Here is a 2155-nt window from a genome sequence, read left to right on the forward strand (position 1 = left end):
ATCCACCATGCGGTCATAGAGGGGAGACGGTTTCATTCGGTCGTCGTCACCGAACTGGGTGTAGGCCATCGGCACGCTGGACTGGTTAGGGATGGTGAACATCCGCATCCATCGGCCCAGCACCCGCAGGGCGTTGACGGAATTGAAGCTCTGTGACCCGCCGGAGACCTGCATGACAGCCAGCGTGCGGCCCTGTGTGGGTCGGATCGAACCTTCCGTGAGGGGAAGCCAGTCGATCTGGTTCTTGAACACGGCGGTGATGGTGCCGTGGCGTTCGGGGCTGCACCAGACCTGGCCTTCCGACCAGATCGAGAGTTCCCGCAGTTCCTGAACCTTTGGATGCGTGGCGGGAACGGAATCCGCGACCGGCAGATCAGTTGGGTCGAACACCCGTGTTTCTGCACCAAGGACTTTCAGAACACGCTCCGCCTCAAACACCAGCAGGCGACTGAAGGACCGAGGGCGCAGCGAACCATACAGCAGTAGAATACGTGGCGGGTGGTCAACCCGTAGTTGCGGTTCCAATCGTGCGAGATTGACCTGTTCGAGATACTCCGGGTGCAGGGCGGGCATTTCCGGCTTGGACATGGTTCCATCAGATCCTTCGGTCGTGTCAGGGATGGCTGATCTGCGGCAGCCACAAGGCCAGTGCGGCAAGTGTGACCAGCAGGACGGGTGGCGTGATCATCAGACCCACCGTCATATATTGCCCCCATGTGACCCGATGGTTCTTGGAGGCCAGCACATGCAGCCACAGCAGGGTGGCGAGACTGCCGATTGGGGTAAATTTCGGCCCGAGGTCACAGCCAATGACGTTGGCATAAACCATCAGGTCGCGGGTCAGAGGCGTAATGTCGTGCGCCTGCTGGATCGCCAGCGCGCCGACCAGAACGCTGGGCATGTTGTTCATAACCGACGACAGGACCGCCGCCAGAAAGCCGGTGCCAATCGTGGCGATGAACGGACCCTGATGGCCAAGCCAGACCAGTGCCGCCGCAAGGTGATCGGTCAGTCCGGCATTACGCAGCCCGTAGACCACCAGATACATGCCCAGCGAGAAGAACACGATCTGCCACGGCGCGCCCCGGAGCACCCGGCGGACGGGAATGACCCTTCCATATCCAGCAACGGCCAGCAGGGTACTGGCAGCCAGGCAGGCCACGATACAAACCGGGATATGGAACGGGGCGGTCAGGAAATAAGCCGCCAGAACCAGGGCCAGCAGCGGAAAAGCCGCGCGGAACACAAGGTGGTCACGAATAGCCGTGACAGGTGCTGGCAGTTCAGAGACGGGATAGGTCTGGGGCACCTGCCGCCGATACCAGAGCCACAGCACGGCAAGTGTCGCGCCAAGGGCGGCCAGATCGACCGGGACCATGATCGCGGCGTAGCGGTCAAAGGGTATGCCGAAGAAATTGGCGCTGACGATGTTCACCAGATTGGAAATCACCAGCGGCAGGCTGGTCGTATCGGCGACGAAGCCGGTCGCAATGATGAAGGCCAGGGCTGCGGTATGGCTCAGGCGGAGTTGAGTGAGGATGGCGATGACGATGGGCGTGAGCAGCAGGGCCGCGCCGTCATTGGCGAAAACCGCGGCTATGGCCGCTCCCAGCAGCACGATCAGGGGAAACAACGTCCGGCCTCGCCCTTTGCCCCAGCGCACCACATGCAGGGCCGCCCAATGGAAGAACCCGGCCCCATCCAGAAGCAGCGAGATGATGATCAGCGCGACAAAGGTGAAGGTGGCGTCCCAGACGATGTGCCAGACGACAGGAATATCGTGCCAGTGGATGACATCGGTCGCCAGTGCCACGGCGGCACCGGCCATCGCACTCCAGCCGATGCCGAGACCCCGTGGCTGCCAGATGACGAAGACCAGCGTTGCAATGAAAATGGCAAGGGCCAGCATCAGACGATCCGTTTCCCGGCCTCATCCACGATCTTCTCGCCGTCCTCCTTGGCGAAAGCACCCTTCTGTGGCGTGGGTAGAATGTCCAGAACCACCTCGGAGGGACGGCAGAGTTTCACGCCAAGCGGTGTGACAACGATGGGCCGGTTGATCAGGATCGGGTGTGCGATCATGGCGTCGATCAGCGTATCATCGCTCAGGGCCGGGTTGTCGAGGCCGAGTTCGTGAAAGGGCGTGCCCTTTTCC

The 2155-nt window shown here is 61.6% G+C and carries 3 protein-coding genes; all 3 read right to left on the minus strand.

Annotated elements, in window-relative coordinates; genetic code table 11:
• Positions 1-588 (minus strand): arsenical resistance protein ArsH (gene arsH, locus GOB93_RS20760; RefSeq protein WP_173585255.1); only part of this gene is annotated, 588 nt, incomplete at its 3' end.
• 25 nt (positions 589-613) lie between these two features.
• Positions 614-1909 (minus strand): arsenic transporter, encoded by a 1296-nt coding sequence (locus tag GOB93_RS20765; RefSeq protein ID WP_277877362.1) that lies wholly within the window; start codon positions 1907-1909, stop codon positions 614-616.
• Positions 1909-2155, minus strand: a 247-nt coding sequence (locus GOB93_RS20770; protein ID WP_277877363.1) for an ArsC/Spx/MgsR family protein, incomplete at its 5' end; no start/stop codon positions are given. The genes GOB93_RS20765 and GOB93_RS20770, both read right to left, overlap by 1 nt.

It is taken from the genome of Acetobacter musti, from assembly GCF_011516835.1.
Taxonomy (GTDB): Bacteria; Pseudomonadota; Alphaproteobacteria; order Acetobacterales; family Acetobacteraceae; genus Acetobacter; species Acetobacter musti.

Excerpts from the sequence above, each read along its gene's own strand:
- GOB93_RS20765 (WP_277877362.1), bottom strand. The coding sequence starts at position 1,909 with ATGCTGGCCCTTGCCATTTTCATTGCAACGCTGGTCTTCGTCATCTGG.